Below are 19,596 nucleotides of genomic sequence, written 5' to 3' on the forward strand. Positions count from 1 at the left end.
CTTCAAAGCGGCTTTTGGCTTTAGCGCACACTCTCACGCGCCGCTCAGCACCTCCAACTCAACTTTCCCGCCATAGATAAGAATCCGCTAATCGCATGGAGCATCACACCTGCACAAACACAAAAAAGACGTTTCCATCCCACCATCAGGTGGCTATGGAAACGTCTCTGCAATCACTTCTGCGCGTTCTCCAACAAGTCCTTAACCGCGACGCTGACCATAATCAGGCCCGCTACCGGCGGCACAAAAGCGTTGCTGGCCGGCGGCATTTGCGCCTTGCGGATTTCCGGAGCATTCTCGGGAACGATCATCTGCGTGACGTCCTCGCGCGGCTTCATCGGCGGTTCCGTAGAGAACACGACCTTGACGCCTTTCTTAATTCCTTCCTTGCGCAGCTTCGTGCGGATGACGCGGGCAATAGGATCCATCGTCGTTTTCGAAATATCCGCAACTTTAAACTGCGAAGGGTCCATTTTGTTGGCTGCACCCATGCTGGACACGATCGGAATCTTGCGCTCCAAGCACTGTTTGATCAAATGGATTTTATAGGAAATCGTGTCACTCGCATCCAATACATAGTCCAATGGATACTTGAAAATCTCTTCATACGTCTCTTCGGTATAAAACATGCGCAGCGCAATGACGTCGCACTCCGGATTAATAAGCTTAATCCGGTCGCGCATCAAATCCGCCTTCGGCTGGCCTACCGTCGTAGTTAATGCATGAATTTGACGGTTAATGTTCGTGATGTCGACGACATCCTTGTCAATCAGGATGAGTCTGCCCACACCTGTGCGCGCCAAGGCCTCAGCGGCGATAGAGCCTACGCCGCCGATCCCGAGCACAGCTACAGTACTGTTTTTCATCACTTCGAGGCCTTCCGGGCCAATCGCTAATTCCGTCCGTGAAAATTGATGAAGCATGGGACACTTCCTCTTTCTCTGTTGTTAAGCTTTGGCAGCAGGTTGTTTCAAAGCCAAGCGAATGGACAGCTGCTCCAATTGTTTATCGTCAACGGTTCCAGGCGCATCCATCAACAGATCCGTTGCACTCGCTGTTTTCGGGAATGCAATCGTTTCTCTCAAATTCGTGCGGCCTGTAATCAGCATCACCAAACGGTCAAAACCGAAGGCAAAACCGCCATGAGGAGGCGTACCGTATTCAAAAGCATCCAGCAGGAAGCCGAATTTCTCCGCCGCTTCTTCTTTGGAGAAACCAAGCGCTTTGAACATTTGTTCCTGTACTTCACGCTTGTAAATCCGCATCGAACCGCCGCCTACTTCATAGCCGTTCAATACCAAGTCATATGCTTGCGCGCGGATTTGGCCAGGGTCTGTATCGAAGAAGTGGAGGTCCTCTTCTTTCGGACGCGTGAACGGATGGTGCTCCGCAACGTAACGCTTCTCTTCTTCATCGTAGCCAAGCAGCGGGAAGTCTACAACCCAAGCATATTTGAACTTCGAGTCGTCGATCAGACCGAGGTCGCGGCCAATTTTCAAGCGCAGGTTGCCCAGTACATCAGCAACGACTTTCTTCTTATCTGCGGAGAACAGCAGCAAGTCGCCTTCTTCTGCACCGAGACGTTCTCTCAGCGCAGCGATTTCCGTTTCGTTGAAGAACTTCACGATCGGCCCTTTGAACTCGCCGTCTTTCACTTGAATCCAGGCCAAACCTTTCGCACCGTAACGAGCGGCAAAAGGCCCCAGATCATCGATGTCCTTACGGCTCCAAGTGCCGCAGCCTTTGGCGTTCAGCGCTTTGACCTGGCCGCCGTTCTTAATGACGTTGGCAAACACTTGCACGCCGGAGTTCGCCACAAGGTCGGATACGTCTTCAAGTTCCAGACCGAAACGCAGGTCCGGTTTGTCGGAACCGTATTTACCCATTGCATCGGCATAAGTGATCCGTTGGAATGGACGCGGAATATCAACGCCGGCTGTATCTTTCATCAGTTTAACCACAAGCTCTTCCAAAATATCCAGGAGCTGATCCTGCGCCAAGAAAGAAGTCTCGATGTCGACTTGCGTGAATTCCGGTTGACGGTCTGCACGAAGGTCTTCGTCACGGAAGCAGCGCGCGATTTGGTAGTAGCGCTCAAGACCACTAACCATCAGCAATTGCTTGAAAATTTGCGGCGATTGCGGCAGCGCAAAAAATTCGCCTGGATGCACGCGGCTCGGCACCAAATAATCACGGGCGCCTTCCGGTGTGCTTTTCGTCAAGACTGGAGTTTCCACTTCGACGAAGCCTTGCTCATCCAGGAAGTTGCGGAAAATATTCGCCGCTTTGGAGCGCAGCATCAGTGTTCTTTGCATTTCCGGACGGCGCAGGTCCAAATAACGATATTTCAAACGAAGCTGCTCATCGACCTCAATACCGTCTTCGATGAAGAACGGAGGTGTTTTCGCTGCATTCATAATTTCAATTTCGGTTACTTGAATTTCGATTTCGCCTGTCGCCAAGTTTTTGTTCACCGTTTCGGCGTCGCGCTCTACAACTTTACCTTTAACGGCAAGCACGTACTCGCTGCGCGCACGATCTCCGGTAGCCAGCGCATCGCCGGAGAAATCGGGGTTAAATACGATTTGCACGATACCGCTGCGGTCGCGCAGATCAATGAACAAGACGCCGCCAAGGTCGCGTCTGCGTTGCACCCATCCATTTAGTGTAACAGTCTGTCCTACATGGGCTTTCGTAAGCTGCCCGCAATGATGTGTTTTGAGCATCATAATTTGTTAGTCCTCCTTATTGGTAAATGGAATCTAGGCAAAAAGCGTCTTGGCTGCATTCGCGGCCAGGTCCGCCAAGCTTACAGTTAATTGATCGCCGGTGGCCATCTTCTTCAACGTGATTTCACCGCGAGCCAGCTCATCGTCTCCAAGAATGGCGACGTAAGTGGCCTGGAAGCGGTCTGCGGATTTCATCTGCGCTTTAATTTTGCGGCCTTGATAATCTTTCTCGGCGGCGACGCCTTGTTGTCTCAGCTGGTACAACAGCTTCGTGACTTCTTTCTCCGCCGCTTCGCCAAGCCCGATCAAGTATACATCAAGTGGATTCGGCTTCGGCACGTCTACGCCTTGGGCCTGCAGCACGAGCAAGATTCGCTCCACTCCGAGGCCAAACCCGACACCCGGCTGATCGTTACCGCCGATTTGCTCGACGAGGCCGTTGTAACGGCCGCCTCCGCCGATCGTATCGATCGCGCCGATCCCTGCCGCTTTATATTCAAAAGCAGTGTGCGTGTAGTAATCCAGGCCGCGCACAAGGCGAGGATTGATGCGGTATGGAATGTCCATACCGTGCAAGTGCTCCAGCACCGATTGGAAGTACGATGTGGACGCCTCATCGAGGTATTCCAAAATGTCCGGCGCCCCTTCAGTGAATTTCTGATCGGTTTTGCAATCGAGAATTCGCATCGGGTTGCGATCATAGCGGGACTGGCAGTCTTTGCAGAGCAGATGTTTGACAGGCGCGAAAAACTCCTGCAATTTCTGGCGGTACACCGTTCTATCTTCCGGCGTGCCTACGGAGTTGATCTCCACCGTGACTTCCTTGAGTCCGATTTCTTTATAAAAAGAATACCCAAGCGCAATCACTTCCGCGTCCAAGCTTGGATCGACAGATCCGAAGGCTTCGATGCCGAACTGGTGGAATTGGCGGTAGCGGCCTGCTTGCGGCTGCTCATAACGGAACATCGGGCCGATATAGTACAGCTTGCTGACGTCCGGCTCCCCGTACAATTTGTTCTCGACATAGGCTCTAACCACGCCTGCTGTGCCCTCCGGGCGAAGCGAGATGCTGCGGTCCCCTTTGTCCAGAAACGTGTACATTTCCTTCTCGACGATATCCGTCGTTTCGCCGACGCCGCGGGAGAATAATTCGGTGTGCTCGAAGATCGGCGTGCGAATTTCTTTGTAGTTAAACTTCCGGCAAATCTCTCTGGCCTTGGACTCGACGTACTGCCATTTCTCGACGTCACCCGGCAGAAGATCCTGCGTACCTTTCGGCTTTTGAATACTCATCTTGGTTCAGCCCCTTTGTCATACCTCATCATTCTTCATGCTATAAGCAAAAAATCCCCCGCCCCGGCTGTCAAGCCTGGGACGAGGGATTCAATAAACGATCACCCGTGGTACCACCCACATTCAGGATAGGTTTATCATCGGCAACCCGCTGAAAACTTATCCACTCTACGGTTAACGCCCGTCACACGCCCAACAACTACTAAGCATTCGACTTCTTCACACGAATTGCCGATTGCCTTTCCCTGCAGGTTCTCGGGGAGGTCTTTCGTTCGCTCATCATAAGGAAGCTTACAGCCTGGACTTCCCTCTCTGCTTATGTGGGGGCGAATTACTTTATCCCTTCATCGAATCACAGAAATATCGAAATACATTATGGTTTATTGTAATCATTGCCAGCTGCAAAGTCAAGTATGAGTAGCGGAGACACATCGGGATCCTCCGCTATCATATTGAACTATTAATAATGGTCAGCCCATTTCTGCAATTCATCCATAACAGGCTGTAGACCTTTCCCCTTTTCCGTTAACTCGTACTCTATGCGCACAGGCGTTTCCGGGTATACGTGACGGATAATGATTTCAGCTGCCTCGAGCTCTTTGAACCTCTCGGACAACATCCGGTCGCTCATCGTCGGGATGAGTTCGGAAATATCTTTAAACCGCTTAGGTCCGGTCATCAGCACATGAATGATAAGCCCTGTCCATCGTTTGCCCAGCAATTCAAAAGCATGCTCGAATTTGGGACACAATTGATAGTCTTCCATATGAATCATCTCCTTAAAATCAATTTTATCATAGTTGCTTGACAAAAGTAAGTGATTCGTAATAATATACTTACATAAAGTAAGTTATTAAATAAAATTTATCTTATAGGGAGATGTTAGCAATGGCATTAGGTTTACTTATTATTCGTTTATTTGTTGGGTTGGCGATCGCCGCCCACGGTTCTCAGAAGGTTTTTGGCTGGTTCGGCGGTTACGGCCCTAAGGGAACAGGCGGCTTCTTCGAATCCATCGGCATTAAGCCAGGCGTCATGATGGCGGTTCTTGCCGGTTTGGCCGAAATCATCGGCGGATTGCTCTTTGCAGCAGGACTTTGGACTTCTGTCGGTGCTGCGCTGATCGTTCTAATCATGCTGGGAGCTATCTTTAAAGTCCACGGCAAGAACGGCTTCTGGGTCACTTCGAACGGTTACGAGTTCAACTTGTTCCTGATTGTAGTCGCCATTGGCGTTGCATTGATCGGCGCCGGAGCGTATTCCATTGACGCATTATTATAATATGATTGTTCTAGCCGCGACAGCTACAGCTGTTCGCGGTTTTCTTTTATTTCTGTCAGTTTACCCAAGAAAATAGCCTGCAACACACCGGTTGCAGGCCTCAAAGTCGATCTATATTTTAAAGGGGGTCGAAGATTATTATATCCAAGCTTGATTAATGCTACATGAAGTTTAAATTACAATTCGATTACAAACTTTTACCCATCTTCATACATTTTTCATGATATTGTCCCCGTATATTCAGCCTCTTTTCACATATACATGTACAACAAGGCAACGACCTTGAATCCTAATCAGGAGGCTGTATACGATGACAACACAAAACGAGTTTCAAGAAGAACGGCAAGATCTGTTGGTGCTCTTCTCCGAAGAAGCCGAAGACGAAGTTGCTGAAGTAGCTGAAGAAGCGGATGAAGAAGCAGCCGAAGACGAGGCTGTAGAAGAAGCAGCGGAGGACGAGGCTGCCGAAGAAGCTTCAGAAGAGGCCGATGATGAGGTCGAGGCGGAAGATGATGGGGACGCGGAAGAGGAAGCAGCAGACGAGGACGAAGAAGAAGCAGTAGAGGAATCCGAAGCGGACAGTGAAGAGGTTGAAGAGGAATCCGCTGAAGCTGAAGCGGATGCCCCAGATACGGCCGAATAAATGTAAGCGCAAACACCCCCATCTAACAAAAAGCTAAGAGCCTTGCTACCTTCTTGACCGGTAGTAAGGCTCTTATTCATCATTATGGTTTGCCCGTCAGACCTGCTTGTAAATCTTTAATCATCATGTAGGTGTCGGCATTCGTTAACTTTTGCTTATCGACGATAAGATTGAGCGACGCGTCTGTCAGCAGCTTATTAGTCACCAAAGTCTGCTGCGCTTGTTGAACAGCCGCCGGCATCCCCAAGGCTTGCGTAATCGTGTAGCTGGCCTGATCGATCGTCAGCGCGATTTTATCCGCGCCTTCCAGCTTCGCAATCGCCGCGCTGGCGTCACCTTTGAAGGCATCCGGCTTCATTTTCTTCGATCCGAGAATCAAATTCACCATGCGCTTCGGATTCGATTGCACATCCAACTGGAAGTTGTTATCGTAAGCGCCTGAGGCCAAGCCCAGCATCATGGCAGCTTTCAAGCCTTCGTACTCCTTATGCTCCATAAAAGCAGCAGGCTTGAGCGTCATCGGCTGCACCTCCATGCCCTGCTTATTCAGCTGCGCCTGCAGCTTCGCAACGGCGTCTTTGGAGGCCGACAGCTGTCTGAACGTCACCTTGTCATCCAGTGCAATCTTGGCTGCTGCGCCAGCCGCTTCGCCTTCAGCCATGCCCGTTGGAATAACGCGGGCGCTGCCGTGCGGAAGCGTATCGTAGCTGGCCGCGCGGCCGACGACGAGCAGGCCGTCAACCTTCTGCGGCACCAGGCTGCGGAACGGGATGGCATACTGCGTCGGATGACAGACGACGTTGCCGTTATCCGTTGGCGATGTCCGCTGGATATCGACAGGGTACGAACCGAATCCGATCCGATCCCATTGATCCGCATTGGAACATACGTCCACGATGTTCAAGCGGTATTCCCCTTGCATATGGCGGGTTTCCCGCACATACAGCTCAGAGGCGGTTCCAGCCAGCTCCACATTCGCCAGCTCAGGGAACGTTGTCTTCATGTAAGCCACGACATTAGGCAGCTCTTTATTGGCAATCTCGAACGCTTCTTGAACCGATTGCGGGTTGAATGTATCTACATTGAAAATTTGCAATGAATTGATAAGGACAGTGTCGTCATTCTCGCGGCCGACGTTGAGGCCTCTCATTTTGGCCCGTTCTTTGTTCACCGGCGGGTAATTGCTCATATCCCTATAGCCCCAAATGCTGACATCATTGGCGCCGCCGCCCGGCTCTGTCTTGGCGCGTGCTGACATCTTGTCCCACACGTCAGGGGTTACGTGCTTCAGGCGGAATACGACGGTGACCGCCATTCTCGATTTCGGATCACCCAGATCTTGACGTCCAAACGTGAACGGCACGCCTGCCGCAGCTGCGAAGTCGCCATCTTGGGTGGCATCAATGACAGAGGAAGCTTGGACCGCTTGCTTGCTGCCGTCCGCTAGGGTGATCTCTGCTCCCTGCACCGCGCTGCCGCCTGCTTTCACGAGTGGATCGATCTTTTGCGCTTTGAGCAGCACGTCGATATTCTTCTCGCCCCGCACCAGATCGTAGAACGCATTGGCCGCCGTATTGACGTCAAAAGAATCGCCTTCCAGCTTGGCATACCATTCAGAGAAAAAACCTTTGTTGAACACTTCCGGCCTCCCTAGCGGGTTCGTTTTTGGCGCATAATTCATATCGATCGTATTCAGCTCACCAAGCGTCATCAGACCGCCGAGACGGTCCCGATTGCGGCCGTCCACGAGCAAGGTCGATAGACCATTGCGCGCCGCGGATACAGCTGCCGCAACGCCTTCAGGATCCGTACCGACAACGATAACGTCGTAAGAGTCCTTCGGCTTTTTCACCGATTTCACTTCTTCTATGCTTTGTTTCTTCGCACTATGCCCGCTATAGGCCGGATGCTGAGTCTGGTAATACAGCGCCGCCGCACCGGCTGCCACAGCAAGCAGGATTAGCGCCCACATCAGGACTAGCCAGCCTTTGGAATTAGATTGGTTACGTCTGGAACTGCTCATGAATTAAAAACACCCGCCTCGTTTACTTCTGCTCCTGCAGCTTACCTATTAGGGGTTGATAAGCTTCATCCAACAGTTTGATTTTTTTCTCGATATACGCCATATACGCTTGATTGTACACACTCGGTTCCTTCGGATTAGGGAAGCGCTCGATACGCACTGGCTCTTGCTCTCCCGCCGCGTCACTCTCGGCGCGTTGCTAAAAGATTTTGCTTACCGCACCGCAGCCCAGCCCAATGATCGTCTGACGCTCTTCCATCATCAAAATGTTATACAAGCACTCGCGGCCTTCGAGGGCATATCCAACATTTTCTAAATTACCAAGAATGTTTTTCTGCCTGTACAAATAGTAAGGCACATACGCGTGCTCTTCGGTCCAGGCAATCGCCCGTTCCATCATGTCCGCGATTTCATCCCGCTCAGCCACCTCATACTGGTCGCGGTTCTTCGTCATCTTCGACGCCCGCTTGAACGATAAGGTGTGCACGGTCAACGACTCCGGCATCAGCTTATCGGTTTCGTTCAGCGAATGCTCAAGCTCCTTCATGCCTTCATTCGGCAAGCCGATGATGAGGTCCATGTTGATGTTATCCAGGCCCATCTCCCGCGCCAGCTTGAATTTCTCCACGGTGTGGTGGCGCCCGATGGCATCCAGCGTCTCCTGCGTGAAGCTCTGCGGGTGATGCTGATACGGTCCACGCTCCACTTCTTCATCACTTCGATTTTGTCCGGCGTAATCGTATCCGGCCTACCCGCTTCTACGGTCAGCTCACGCATCGCGCTCATCCGCGGGAACGATTCGTGCATCGTCACAAACAGCGCATCCATCTCTTCCGCCGTAATGCTGGTCGGCGTACCGCCGCCCCAATAAATCGTCGTAATTTTAAGTCCTGCATCTTTCATCCACTGCCCCATGATCCGCAGCTCTTCATGAAGCCCGTGCAGGAACGAATGAACCGAACCATTATTGCCTCGGATATCGAAAGCCGGGAACGTGCAATACGCACATTTGGTTGGGCAGAAGGGAATGCCGATATAGACGCTGACTTCATGCTCCAGATGAAAAAGATCCGGAATGACCCGCAGCTGCCGTTCGGCTACGTCTAACAGCAGGTTAGCCTTCTCCTCATTGACCAGATACTGCTCGCGCAAAATGTCAAAGCACTCCGTCCGATCATGCTTTTGCAGCAAATTATGCATGAGCTTGGTCGGGCGCACGCCCGTCAAAATGCCCCATGGCTGCTCCAGCCCCGTCATCTCCTGCAGTGCTTGCAGCAGCGCCGTGCATACGGAACGGCGGATCGCCGCTTTGCGCGCCAGCGCATCGCTTCTGTCCGCGATTCTGACGTTGCTTCCCGTCCACGTTGCACCGTGCTTCATATCCTTTACGCAAACGGTCGCCGTGACGTTTCGCTCTTCTTGCTGCAGCTCGATCTCCATACGTAAATACGCCGCTTCCAGCGGGGAATATTGAATATCCACATCTTCAAAAAACAATCGGCTTATATGAAAAATTTCCGTTGTCAGCTCGCTAAAGCCTATACGGTTTACTTCAATTTGCAAGTATAACCCTCCATTACTCCCTGTTCAGCCATTACCTTGATGTAAAATGCCAAAGTTAAGTTTACCACATTTTCAAAAGCTAGAGAAATGAATGGCTTGGCCGTAAGCGAAATAAAAGCCCCGCAATTCTGCTTTGGCGCAGATTGCGAGGCTTTGCTTAACGGTACGTTTTTTTCGGAATACTTCTTAGCTTCTCCTGAACGGAAGTAAACTCCGCGCTCATTTCCACATCGGACAGCATTGGCGTCTGGCTCATGCGCTCTGCCATTGTTCCATGCAGCAGCTGCTGTTCTGGTGATGTCATCGCTTTGTGTTTGATCGATTGCCGCATCTGGATGCTCCTAACTGGGTGAATTATACACCACTAGGATATCCAAGAAATGAAATCTATAAACACCAATTTACACGCTGTCTACGATCAAGGTCACCGGTCCCCAGTTGACGAGCTGCACGTCCATCATGGCGCCGAATACCCCGGTCTCCACGTGCAGGCCTTGCGCGCGAAGCAGCTCATTAAACTTCTCGTACAACGGCTCTGCCTGCTCGGGTCTGGCCGCAGCCATGAAGTTCGGCCGTTTGCCTTTGCGGCAGTCTCCGTACAGCGTGAATTGCGATACGGATAAAATTTGTCCGCCCGTCTCCAGAACGGATAGATTCATTTTGCCTGCTTCGTCTTCAAAAATGCGCAAGCCGGACACTTTGTCCGCCAAATACTTGGCGTCCTGCTCCGTATCCTCGTGCGTGATGCCGACGAGCAGCATCAGTCCTTGACCAATGCGGCCGACGACTTCATGATTGACCGTCACATCGGCCTGCTTGCAGCGTTGAACGACTACTCTCATGTGTAACTCCTTCTCCGCTTAGGTCTGCATGATCCGATGCACGGAATACACGTCTTTGACCCGTTTGATCTTCTCGACGACAGCTTGCAGATGCTCAATGTTTTTGATCACAATGGTCATATGAATGGTCGCCATTTTATTCTTATCCGAACGGCCGGACACCGCCGAAATCATCGTTTTGCTCTCGGATACCGCTTGGAGCACTTCGTTCAGGAAGCCACGGCGGTCATGCCCCGTAATCTCAATCTCCACATTGAAGTTGGACTCGACGACATCCGCCCAATCGACTTCAATCACGCGCTCTTCTTCGCCCATGCTCGTCGGGATGTTCGTACAATCCGCGCGATGGACGGATACGCCCCGCCCGCGCGTGATATAGCCGATAATGTCATCGCCCGGCACCGGATTGCAACAGCGCGCAAAACGAACCAACAGATTATCGACGCCCTTGACGCGCACACCATTCGTCGGGCGGCTCTTGCGCTCCGGCAGCGGCGCCTTGACTTCCTTCACTTCGCTGGTCAGCTGCAGCACTTGCGCTTCTTCCGCTTCCTTGCGCAGCTTCTCGGTCAGTTTCGTGCAGATTTGCGCAGCGGTGATGCCGCCAAACCCGACAGCGGACAGCATGTCTTCAATGTCGTTAAAATTGAACTTCTTCGCCGCTTCCAGCAGCTTGTCGTCGCTCATAAGCGTCGGCGGATCGATCGCTAAGCGCTTCAGCTCGCGCTCGATCGCTTCCCGGCCCTTCTCGACGTTCTCCTCGCGCTTCTCTTTCTTGAACCACTGCTTAATCTTGCTTCGCGCATGCGAAGATTGGGCAATTTTGATCCAATCCTGACTTGGTCCATAGGAATGCTTGGAAGTGAGAATCTCGATAATGTCCCCGGTTTTCAACTTGTGATCGAGCGGTACGATCCGGGAATTGACTTTGGCCCCGATCGTCCGGTTGCCAACCTCCGTATGAATCCGGTAAGCGAAATCGAGCGGCACTGAACCTGCAGGCAGCTCGATCACTTCCCCTTTCGGCGTAAAGACGAAAACAAGGTCGGAGAAGAAATCCATCTTCATGGATTCCATGAATTCGGAGGCGTCGTTCGTCTCCTGCTGCAGTTCCAGAATCTCCCGGAACCAGGTCATTTTATCCTCAAATGTGCCAGACGGCACAACGGAACCGCCTTCTTTGTAAGCCCAGTGCGCGGCGATACCGAACTCCGAGGTCTTGTGCATCTCCCACGTGCGGATTTGCACTTCGAGCGGCTCGCCCTTCGGTCCGATCACTGTCGTATGCAGCGACTGGTACATGTTCGGCTTCGGCATGGCGATATAATCTTTGAACCTGCCAGGCATCGGCTTCCACAACGTATGAATGATTCCAAGCGATGCATAGCAGTCCTTAATATTGTCCACAATCACGCGCAGCGCCATAAGATCGTAAATCTCGTTAAACTGCTTGCCGCGTGAGCTCATTTTTTTATAAATGCTGTATAAATGCTTAGGCCGGCCGGAAATATCGCCTTGAATGCCCATTTCTTCCAGCTTATCTTTGATGCTTTGAATCACATCTTCGATATATTGCTCGCGCTCGGCGCGTTTCTTCTGCATCAAGTTCACAATCCGGTAGTATTGCTGCGGATTCAAGTAGCGGAGGGCAATATCTTCCATCTCCCACTTGATGGTAGAAATACCGAGGCGGTGTGCGATCGGACAAAAAATCTCCAGCGTCTCTTCCGCAATGCGGCGCTGGCTTTCCTCCGATTGATATTTCAGCGTACGCATGTTGTGCAAACGGTCGGCCAGCTTGATCAGAATGACGCGGATGTCCTGGGCCATCGCCACGAACATTTTGCGATAATTCTCGTTCTGCTGCTCTTCCTTGGATTTGAACTTAATTCTCTCCAGTTTGGTGAGACCGTCAACTAGCATCGCGCAAACTTTGCCAAATTTATCGTTTACGGCTTCAAGTGAAACCGTTGTATCTTCGACGACATCGTGCAGCAAGGCAGCAATCACCGAGGTGACATCCATTTGCATGTTCACCAGTATGTCGGCAACAGCTAAGGGATGCAGAATATAAGGTTCCCCTGATTTGCGCACTTGGCCTTCATGGGCTTTGTCGGCAAAATCATAGGCCTCCCTAATCCGTTGCAAGTCATTTTCTTTTAGATAGGTGGCGGCCTTCTCCAGCAGCTGCTCTATACCCATGCATCTACCCATTCCCTTTAGTCGATTTTTATTCATTATGCCTTCAAGGCAGGCTCCGCGTCAACTGCCCGTATACTGTCATTCGACAAATTTTACGTTTTTTCCCGCGCAATAGAAGAAATTTTACTAGTATAATCCATTATTTTACTTCATAATCGCGTTCCTCTTCTCAAAACTATCTCAATGCCTGTACAATAAAATGGAATAATTGCCCAAAGGAGCCGTATGGACATGATCCTTAAAACCGAATTCATTCAACGCATGGAGCCTTATCTTGATTTTGTACAATCACTCGAAACTATTGCCGAAGGTGCGTGGACATCCCCGCTTGCCGAAGGCAAGTGGCGGGTGTGCGATGTCATCAGCCACATGATGTTGTGGGACCGCAGATTCATGGAAATGACCATTGAACCGATTGCCCTAGGCACACCGCTAACCTACAAGAGCACGGATTTTCATGCTTTCAACCGTAGCGCAGCCGTCTATGCATCCCAGGTGAGCAAAGACCAGCTTCTTGGGGAGGCCCTGCGCGTTAGAGAGCAGATCCTCGCTTACCTGCGCGATATCCCCGAAGCCAAATACGCGGAGTCATTCCTCGATGGCGACGGACATCCTTTCACACTCCCCGCTTATGTTGAGGATTTTGCCGAGCACGACCACCACCATAGCGAACAAATCCGCCAGCTGCTGAACTTATAACCCAAGTCTTCATACTAGAAAAAAAGGGCAATCCCGGTCATGACGACCTGATGGGAATGCCCTTTGAATCATTAATATTTAACGAGCGAAACGACGTCCATGCCGTCCAGCTTATCTTTTCCATCCAAATAGGAAAGCTCAATCAAGAATGCAGCACCTACGATGTCGCCTCCGAGACGCTTAATCAGCTCGATCGAAGTTTGGATCGTGCCGCCTGTTGCGAGCAGGTCATCGGCAATCAGCACCTTTTGGCCCGGTTTGATCGCGTCTTTGTGCATCGCCAGCTTATCTTTGCCGTATTCAAGCGCATAGTCGGCTTCGATCGTTTCGCCAGGCAGCTTGCCGCTCTTGCGGATCGGCACAAAGCCAACCCCCAACGAATAAGCGAGGGGCGCCCCTACAACAAAGCCACGGGCTTCCGGTCCGGCAATGACGTCGATTTCTTTTTCCTTCACCATTTCACGGAGTTCATCAATAGCTTGTTTGTAAACGGCTCCGTCTTGAAGCAAGGTCGTAATATCTTTGAAACGGATTCCTGGTTGCGGGAAGTCCGGGATTACGCGAATATAGTCTTTGAAATTCATACAATTTCCTCCATCACTTGGTTTTGTGGTTTGATCTGACTGGTGATCCATTGCTCCAGCTCTTTGGCCGATGAATACATCACAACCGATTCAACTTCCTGGAGCTGCAATCTATCTTGATACTTGCGTGAGGTCGTTAAATCCCGCTTGGCCGGCGCAGCTTGAAGCTTCACAACCGCGCCCAGCCGCTCGATAAAGCCTAACTCTTCAAATACCGATATGATGAATTGTATCATAGCTGGAGATAAACCTGAACGCCGGCTCCACGCTTGCATCAGACGAGTATCCTGAAGATTGAGCGAACCTTCTTTTTGCAGCGTGCCGTACAACAGCTTGAACATATCCCGTGACGGCATCGTCGTATCGCTGCCCGTTCCTAGATCCGTAAAGACCGTGTAGCAGCGCATCATGCCCGCAGCCAGCCGCAAGATACACTGGAGTGCTGCGAGGTTCCGCGGGACCGTGTAGAGCACGATATCCGTCATGGCGGCAAAATCAAGCCTGTGCGCAGACGGATTACCCGGCAGCAGTTCTCCGGATTCTTGCAGAATCCAGTAAGGCTGCGCTTCGCCCAGCTGCAAAGCGGTGGACGCGAAGGGGCGGTCATCCGCGTCGTGGAACAGCACGATCGCGGGCTCCCGCGATGCGCCCGCTGTTCCTGCCGCCAGCGCCTCCTTGAGCGCTGCCAGCTTTATCTGCAGCTGCGGGGCGCCGCGCCAATCGAACAGCTGCACATGATTGATCCGCAAATCCTGCATCATGATTTGCGGCTTACGCACGCCGTTCCATTCGTTGATGGACAGCTCACCCAGCACATCCAGGCGCGAAGCCGGCGCGATCAGCCCCGCAAGGCCGCCTCGGCCGAAGCCGACCGCTTCCACGGTGCAGCTCACCTCGTTCAGCGCTTGCGTCAGCGCGAGCTTCAGGTGCTGCTTCTCTTTGCCCATCGTCCGGACTTCGTTCAGCGACAAGTCCGTGAACACGAACCTCGGCGCCGGATTGCCCATACCGAACGGCGCCAGCTTCTCCAGCTGCTCGATGCAAGAGATCGGTACCTCGGACAAACTGCATGCCGCATCCGCCTTCAGCAGCGGGATGTAATCCTCCGCTGTCAGCGTCATAGCGGCGAGTTCATTCAGCTTCAGCGTGAATGCCTCCAGATGGCTGCGGTCCAGGCTCATGCCGGCCGCTGCCTGGTGGCCGCCGTAATGGTCCAGCCACGCCTTGCATTCGGTCAACGCTTTGTACAAATCGAAACCCGCGATGGAACGTGCCGATCCTTTGGCCATTCCAGTTTGGGGGTCAATACTCATCACCAATGTTGGACGGTAATATTTTTCCACAATTTTGGAAGCTACAATACCGACAACCCCAACATTCCATTCTTCCTTGGCAACAACGATGACTTTATCCAGTCCTTTGGCGATTTGCAGTTCAGCCAACTCCATGGCTTCCTTCGCCATTTCTTCCACGATGCGCTGCCGCTCTTTGTTTAGCATATCCAGTTCGAAAGCAATTTGATCCGCTTCCTGTTCATCTGTTGTCGTCAACAGCCTGACGGCATCGTCGGCACATTCCAACCTCCCGCTGGCATTGATGCGGGGGGCGAGGGAAAAACCGATGTGCCCGGCGGTGACTTCCTTCCGCTCTATGCCCGCCACGCCGATCAAGGCGCGGAATCCCGGATATGCGGATGATTGCATCCGGATCAGCCCCTGCTTAACGATAAGCCGATTCTCGCCGGTTAACGGCATCAGATCGGCCACTGTGCCGAGCGCTGCAAACTCCAGCAGCTCTTCAGGCAAGCGGCCCAACAGCGCGTGCGCCAGCTTCAGGGCTACGCCTACGCCTGCAAGATGCTTGAAGGGATAAGGACAGCCCGGCTTCTTCGGATTGATGACGGCGAGCGCATCCGGCAATACTTCCGGCGGTTCGTGGTGATCCGTCACAATAACGTCCATGCCGAGCTCTTGAATATACTGAACTTCCTTAACCGCACTGATACCGGTATCCACGGTGATGATCAGACTTGCGCCCTGCTCCTTGGCCAACTCGATGGCGCCCAGATTCAGTCCGTAGCCTTCACGAATCCGGTGCGGGATATAGGTATCAAAGCGCGCGCCCAAACCACGCAGCAAATGCGCCATCAACGACGTGCTGCTGACGCCGTCGGCGTCATAGTCGCCGTAGATGCGGATATGCTCGCCACGTTCCAGCGCTTGACGAATGCGTTCCACGGCCGGCTGCATTCCATCCAGCAGAAACGGATCATGAAATTGATCCGCTCCGCCTTGCAGAAATTGCTCCGCCTCGTGAACCGTGTGAATATCGCGGAGAACGAGCATCTTGGCGACCAGCGGGTCGAGCTGCAAATCGCGTACGAATGTCTCGACTAGGGTTTCATCCGCTTGGCCAATGCTCCATCTTGCCTTAGGGGATAACACCTGCTGTGTCCTCCTTCATGTTTTCCGGTAGGAAACCTGCTTCCTTATTTTCGTAACTGCAATCCGTTTAGTGGAAAATGCTCGGAACATCCAACAGCTCCGAATCCGCATTACTCTTATAGGGATACCCGCCATCATAGGGGTTCACATGGACGAAAACGTCCGAGACATGCTGGAATCGTTTCATGAGCTGCTGTTTGACGCTTTTGGCAATTTCATGGCCTTCATAGACCGAAATTCTCGGGTTGACGCTAATTTTAATATCAACAATCACATAATGGCCATGTTCTCTGGCACGCAGGTCGTCGACCGTAATGACACCTTTGATGTTCTGCACGGCCGCGATCAGATCCGCCGCATCTTCCTTATGCAGCACATGATCCATCGTCGTATGTATGGCCTCTTTGACCAGCTTATAGCCCATTTTCAAAACGAGGACCGATACAAACAGCCCTGCGATCGGATCCATATAATAGAGCAGTGGAATGCCCAAATAATCGCCTAATATCGCTCCAAAAATGCCGGCAAGAGCCGCAATAGAAGAGTATACATCGGAACGGTGTTCCCATGCATTGGTAATTAATGCCTGCGACTTCAGGCGCTTGCCCAACCTGTATTTATATTGAAACATCGCTTCTTTGACAATTAAAGAAATAACAACTGCAATAAGTGCGTAAGCTCTGGGAGCTGTTTCAACCCCGCGCCATATGGATTTTACGGCCGAAATGCCGATTTCCACACCAACCACTAACAAAAGCACCGAAACGACGATGGAGGCGATGGACTCCGCCTTGCCATGGCCGTAAGGATGATCGGCATCCGGCGGCTTTGCCGCTGCCCGCAGCCCAATCAGCACTGCAATGGAGCCAGCCACGTCAGATGCGGAGTGCGCACTGTCGGCGAGCAGCGCTTTACTTTGCGCCATGAAACCGATAACGCCCTTGAGAAGCGCAAGAGCGAGATTGCCAATAATGCCTACCCAGGCAGCGAACTCGGCCTTTTCGAAACGCTCTTCATTCACGTATTGCCCACTCCCCCTGAACCGATACAAAGGCCGCGTTAGCATCACGCGGCCGGTTATTATGGTTATTACGCTGCAGCTTTCTTTTTAGAACTTAAAGATTTACGTTTGAGTAAATACCAGAGCGAGCAAGCGATAAAGATCGAAGAGTACGCTCCGCTTGTCAAACCGACCAGTTTCGCCAGGGCGAACAGCTTGATCGACTCACTGCCGAAAATAAAGAGACATCCCGCGGCCAGCAAGACGACGAGAACTGTATTAACGTTCCGCGCCATCGTTTGCCAGATACTGTCGTTCACCAACGCCACAAGATCCTCGTCCGTTTTGAGCTTGCTAAAGCGCAAGTTTTCGCGGATCCGGTCAAAAATAACGATCTTATCGTTAATGGAATAACCGATTGTCGTCAATACCGCTGCCAGGAACGGCAGATTCACTTCCAGTCGGAAGATGGAGAAGATCGCAATAACGATCCAAGCGTCATGCAAGATCGCAATGATCGCGGCAATCGCGAAGCGCCATTCGAAGCGGATGCTGACATAAACACAGATCAGCACGCTGGCAATTCCGACGGCGTAAACCGCCTTCATGAGCAATTCTTTAGCCAGCTGAGGGTCAACGGTGTTGACCTCTTTCGAAACGGTTGCGCTATAAGCCGTTGCAAAGGCATTTTGAATCTTATTGATCACATCGTCCGTCAATACGTCGTCAAAACGGATGGATACCCGATCGCTGTTGGTGCCGCCGATTGTCGGCTCGGCAAAGCGGGATTTCAAATCTCCGCTGGACTTCAGCCCGTTCATAATTTCATCGACTTTAGCCTTGTCCATCTGTTTGCCGACGACGAGGTCAATGTTCGTTCCTGCTTTGAAATCGACCCCGAAGTTCATACCTGCGAACAACATCACAGCCAAACCCGCGATGCAGACGAGAATCGAAATCGCAAAAAAGGTATTGCGGTTCTTAACAAAACTATATTGTCTCTTAGAGAGCACGAATGTCTGCCTCCTTCACACCAAAATAACTTGGCTTTTTCAGCAAGTTGCCCCGTATGATCAGATGCAGCAGCCATCTGGATAAGATCACGTTCGTCAGGATACTGATGATGATACTCATCATCGTAATTACGGCGAATCCGCGAATCGCGCCATTTCCGACATAGTACAGAACAATACCGGCGATTAAGTTCGTCACGTTGGCATCCATAATCGTCCGGAAGGAATGCTTGGATCCTGCCTTCAATGCGGACAGAACGCTCTTGCCCGCACGAATCTCCTCGCGGATCCGCTCGTAGGTGATAATATTCGCATCGACGGCCATCCCGGCGCCAAGCACAAGGGCGGCAATACCCGGCAGCGTCAACGTTGCATTCATGAAATCAAATACGGCAAGAAGTACCCAAATATATGTAATCAGTGTAAAAGCAGCGACCAGTCCAGGCACGCGATAATAAATGACCATGAACAGGAAGATCAAAATGGAAGCGATCAGCCCCGCTCTCGCGGTTTGATGCAAGGACGCAGTACCCAGCGTCGCGTCTACGCGTTGGATATATTTCTCCGTCAGTTTAAGCGGCATTGCGCCGAGGTTGATCAATTTGACCGTTTTGGTCGCTTCATTGACATTCGTTTGGCTGATGATCGCCGAATCGCTATCGATCGGATAGTTCACTGCAGCAGACGATTGCAGCTGGTCATCCAAATAAATGGACAGCGTGCTGCCTGTCAGTTTCGTCGTTACATCTTTGAATTTCTGTCTATCCTTCAGCTTGATCTCAACGATTGGCTGTTTCGTATTCGGATCGTAGCTTAATTTCGCCGCGTTCTCTACGAAATCCGTACCGTTCAAATAGATCGTGCCATCTGGACCTCTAAATGTAAGTACAGCTGGTTTGGACATCAGGCTTCTTACTTCTTCTTCATTCTGAACGCCAGCAAGACGTACGCGGATACGATCCGTACCCTCCGTGCTCACTTCAGGCTCAGCAACGCCAAGGCTGTCCGCACGTTTGGCAAGGCTGTCTGCCGCTTGCGTAAGCGTTTCCTTCGTTAGGGGCTGTCCGGCTGTCAAAGGTTCTGCGGTATACAAAATTTCAAATCCACCTTTTAGGTCCAGCCCAAGCTTAATTCGTTCCACCAGTTTCGGACTCGTTGCCGCAATACTGCCCAACACAACGATGACCGTTAGAAAAAAGAACGAAATTCTTTTCCAATCCAGCATCTCTTGCTTGTCTCCCTTCCATACTCAATATTCCTATTATACTCAGGCGTGAAAA

Annotated in this window: 16 protein-coding genes and 1 pseudogene; 3 read left to right on the top strand and 14 right to left on the bottom strand. The window is 51.6% G+C overall.

All coding sequences use genetic code 11. The features are described from left to right. Nucleotides 1-173: 173 nt before the first annotated feature. From O9139_RS05290 to O9139_RS05305, 4 genes are all read right to left on the bottom strand, one after another. Nucleotides 174-923 carry a tRNA threonylcarbamoyladenosine dehydratase gene (locus O9139_RS05290; RefSeq protein ID WP_270878407.1) on the bottom strand — a complete coding sequence of 250 codons (750 nt, stop codon included), beginning with the start codon at nt 921-923 and terminating at the stop codon, nt 174-176. Nucleotides 924-947: 24 nt separating this feature from the next. Next, entirely contained in the window at nt 948-2,726 is a 1,779-nt protein-coding gene (gene aspS, locus O9139_RS05295; protein WP_270878476.1) for an aspartate--tRNA ligase, read from the bottom strand. Between the two features lie 36 nt (nt 2,727-2,762). After that, the gene (gene hisS / locus O9139_RS05300) at nt 2,763-4,022 is read right to left on the bottom strand and encodes a histidine--tRNA ligase (protein WP_270878408.1); all 1,260 of its coding nucleotides are present in this window, start codon (nt 4,020-4,022) and stop codon (nt 2,763-2,765) included. 460 nt (nt 4,023-4,482) lie between these two features. Continuing rightward, complete coding sequence (locus O9139_RS05305) at nt 4,483-4,788, bottom strand: winged helix-turn-helix transcriptional regulator (RefSeq protein WP_270878409.1); 306 nt, start codon at nt 4,786-4,788, stop codon at nt 4,483-4,485. Between the two features lie 113 nt (nt 4,789-4,901). Here O9139_RS05305 and O9139_RS05310 point away from each other — a divergent pair, with 113 nt between their 5' ends. Beyond that, complete coding sequence (locus O9139_RS05310) at nt 4,902-5,303, top strand: DoxX family protein (RefSeq protein ID WP_270878410.1); 402 nt, start codon at nt 4,902-4,904, stop codon at nt 5,301-5,303. Nucleotides 5,304-5,613: 310 nt separating this feature from the next. Further along, on the top strand, nt 5,614-5,946 hold the full coding sequence (locus O9139_RS05315) for a hypothetical protein (RefSeq protein WP_270878411.1): 333 nt from the start codon (nt 5,614-5,616) through the stop codon (nt 5,944-5,946). An 82-nt stretch (nt 5,947-6,028) separates the two neighbouring features. Here the strand turns inward: O9139_RS05315 and O9139_RS05320 are convergent, their stop codons facing one another. The 5 genes and pseudogenes from O9139_RS05320 to O9139_RS05340 all read right to left on the bottom strand — a co-directional run bounded on the left by O9139_RS05320 (nt 6,029) and on the right by O9139_RS05340 (nt 12,576). Next, nucleotides 6,029-7,969 carry an FAD-dependent oxidoreductase gene (locus O9139_RS05320; RefSeq protein WP_270878412.1) on the bottom strand — a complete coding sequence of 647 codons (1,941 nt, stop codon included), beginning with the start codon at nt 7,967-7,969 and terminating at the stop codon, nt 6,029-6,031. A 22-nt stretch (nt 7,970-7,991) separates the two neighbouring features. Further along, a pseudogene (locus O9139_RS05325) lies at nt 7,992-9,532 on the bottom strand (coproporphyrinogen III oxidase). 157 nt (nt 9,533-9,689) lie between these two features. Next, a complete protein-coding gene (locus O9139_RS05330) occupies nt 9,690-9,863 on the bottom strand; it encodes a hypothetical protein (RefSeq protein ID WP_270878413.1) in 174 nt (57 codons plus the stop codon). Nucleotides 9,864-9,933: 70 nt separating this feature from the next. Next, nucleotides 9,934-10,374 carry a D-aminoacyl-tRNA deacylase gene (dtd, locus tag O9139_RS05335; RefSeq protein WP_270878414.1) on the bottom strand — a complete coding sequence of 147 codons (441 nt, stop codon included), beginning with the start codon at nt 10,372-10,374 and terminating at the stop codon, nt 9,934-9,936. 18 nt (nt 10,375-10,392) lie between these two features. Continuing rightward, entirely contained in the window at nt 10,393-12,576 is a 2,184-nt protein-coding gene (locus O9139_RS05340; protein ID WP_270878415.1) for a RelA/SpoT family protein, read from the bottom strand. A gap of 231 nt (nt 12,577-12,807) precedes the next feature. Between O9139_RS05340 and O9139_RS05345 the strand changes: the two genes are divergently transcribed. Next, the gene (locus O9139_RS05345) at nt 12,808-13,275 is read left to right on the top strand and encodes a DinB family protein (protein ID WP_270878416.1); all 468 of its coding nucleotides are present in this window, start codon (nt 12,808-12,810) and stop codon (nt 13,273-13,275) included. Between the two features lie 71 nt (nt 13,276-13,346). Here the strand turns inward: O9139_RS05345 and O9139_RS05350 are convergent, their stop codons facing one another. The 5 genes from O9139_RS05350 to secD all read right to left on the bottom strand — a co-directional run bounded on the left by O9139_RS05350 (nt 13,347) and on the right by secD (nt 19,538). After that, entirely contained in the window at nt 13,347-13,859 is a 513-nt protein-coding gene (locus O9139_RS05350) for an adenine phosphoribosyltransferase (RefSeq protein WP_270878417.1), read from the bottom strand. Continuing rightward, on the bottom strand, nt 13,856-16,303 hold the full coding sequence (recJ, locus tag O9139_RS05355) for a single-stranded-DNA-specific exonuclease RecJ (RefSeq protein ID WP_270878418.1): 2,448 nt from the start codon (nt 16,301-16,303) through the stop codon (nt 13,856-13,858). Before recJ ends, O9139_RS05350 begins: the two co-directional genes overlap by 4 nt. 67 nt (nt 16,304-16,370) lie before the next feature. Beyond that, nucleotides 16,371-17,324, bottom strand: coding sequence for a cation diffusion facilitator family transporter (locus O9139_RS05360; RefSeq protein WP_270878419.1), 954 nt, complete (start codon nt 17,322-17,324; stop codon nt 16,371-16,373). Nucleotides 17,325-17,392: 68 nt separating this feature from the next. Next, nucleotides 17,393-18,316, bottom strand: a complete 924-nt coding sequence (gene secF, locus O9139_RS05365; protein ID WP_270878420.1) for a protein translocase subunit SecF — start codon at nt 18,314-18,316, stop codon at nt 17,393-17,395. Next, nucleotides 18,306-19,538, bottom strand: coding sequence for a protein translocase subunit SecD (gene secD, locus O9139_RS05370; RefSeq protein ID WP_270878477.1), 1,233 nt, complete (start codon nt 19,536-19,538; stop codon nt 18,306-18,308). Before secD ends, secF begins: the two co-directional genes overlap by 11 nt. Nucleotides 19,539-19,596 lie beyond the last annotated feature (58 nt).

The sequence above is a fragment of the Paenibacillus aestuarii genome (assembly GCF_027789125.1).
In the GTDB taxonomy this organism is placed as follows: domain Bacteria; phylum Bacillota; class Bacilli; order Paenibacillales; family NBRC-103111; genus Paenibacillus_E; species Paenibacillus_E aestuarii.

What these genes read in the sequence shown, in the direction of transcription:
- O9139_RS05310 (WP_270878410.1), top strand. Translation starts at nt 4,902, where the DNA reads ATGTTAGCAATGGCATTAGGTTTACTTATTATTCGTTTATTTGTTGGG.
- O9139_RS05290 (WP_270878407.1), bottom strand. Translation starts at nt 923, where the DNA reads ATGCTTCATCAATTTTCACGGACGGAATTAGCGATTGGCCCGGAAGGC.
- O9139_RS05340 (WP_270878415.1), bottom strand. Translation starts at nt 12,576, where the DNA reads ATGGGTATAGAGCAGCTGCTGGAGAAGGCCGCCACCTATCTAAAAGAA.
- O9139_RS05320 (WP_270878412.1), bottom strand. Translation starts at nt 7,969, where the DNA reads ATGAGCAGTTCCAGACGTAACCAATCTAATTCCAAAGGCTGGCTAGTC.
- dtd (WP_270878414.1), bottom strand. Translation starts at nt 10,374, where the DNA reads ATGAGAGTAGTCGTTCAACGCTGCAAGCAGGCCGATGTGACGGTCAAT.
- O9139_RS05345 (WP_270878416.1), top strand. Translation starts at nt 12,808, where the DNA reads ATGATCCTTAAAACCGAATTCATTCAACGCATGGAGCCTTATCTTGAT.
- aspS (WP_270878476.1), bottom strand. Translation starts at nt 2,726, where the DNA reads ATGCTCAAAACACATCATTGCGGGCAGCTTACGAAAGCCCATGTAGGA.
- O9139_RS05315 (WP_270878411.1), top strand. Translation starts at nt 5,614, where the DNA reads ATGACAACACAAAACGAGTTTCAAGAAGAACGGCAAGATCTGTTGGTG.
- O9139_RS05350 (WP_270878417.1), bottom strand. Translation starts at nt 13,859, where the DNA reads ATGAATTTCAAAGACTATATTCGCGTAATCCCGGACTTCCCGCAACCA.
- hisS (WP_270878408.1), bottom strand. Translation starts at nt 4,022, where the DNA reads ATGAGTATTCAAAAGCCGAAAGGTACGCAGGATCTTCTGCCGGGTGAC.
- O9139_RS05305 (WP_270878409.1), bottom strand. Translation starts at nt 4,788, where the DNA reads ATGGAAGACTATCAATTGTGTCCCAAATTCGAGCATGCTTTTGAATTG.
- O9139_RS05330 (WP_270878413.1), bottom strand. Translation starts at nt 9,863, where the DNA reads ATGCGGCAATCGATCAAACACAAAGCGATGACATCACCAGAACAGCAG.